The sequence below is a fragment of the Nitratidesulfovibrio oxamicus genome (genome assembly GCF_015731765.1).
GTDB classification, from domain to species: Bacteria; Desulfobacterota; Desulfovibrionia; order Desulfovibrionales; family Desulfovibrionaceae; genus Cupidesulfovibrio; species Cupidesulfovibrio oxamicus.
In genome coordinates, this window is the sequence record NZ_VRYY01000802.1 from 1 (window position 1) to 517 (window position 517).

At 70.0% G+C, this 517-nt stretch carries 1 pseudogene; it reads right to left on the bottom strand.

From position 1 onward, the window contains the following. A pseudogene (locus FVW20_RS18690) lies at positions 1 to 517 on the bottom strand (hypothetical protein); the annotation flags it as partial.

Sequence of the window (517 nt, forward strand, 5' to 3'; positions counted from 1 at the left end):
AGCCGAAGCGCACGAGGCCGGTGTGCCGGTCCGCCAGCCCCCCGGCAAAGCCCAGCGGCAGAAAGAAGTACGGGCAGGTGTCCAGCAGCGGGTTGCCGAAGCTGTCGTATTCCATGCGCTTCACCACGCGGCCATCCGGGGCCAGCAGCGCCTTTGGCGTGCCCACCTGGTCGCACCCGATGCGGAAGGTGACGGAACGCTGCGGCGTGGCGGGTTCCCCGGCCTTGCGGAAGATGGACGGGTCCAGCAGGTTGCCGTCCAGGCTGTCCAGCGCGGGGCCGCGCACGGTGACCGCCTCTGGCACGCGGCCCCCGCCGTAGTGAAAGGTGTAGTCCGAGCCGGTGCGGTGGTCGCGGAAGCGGGCCAGGCGCAGCGGGTCGAGCCACTGGTATTCCTCGCTGGGCGCGTCGTTGCGCAACACCATGAAGGGCATGCCGTTGTCGCCGAAACGGTAGCGGATGATGTCGCCGCCGGGCAGCACCACCGAATCGAGGGCCACGGGCGCAAGCTGGGCATG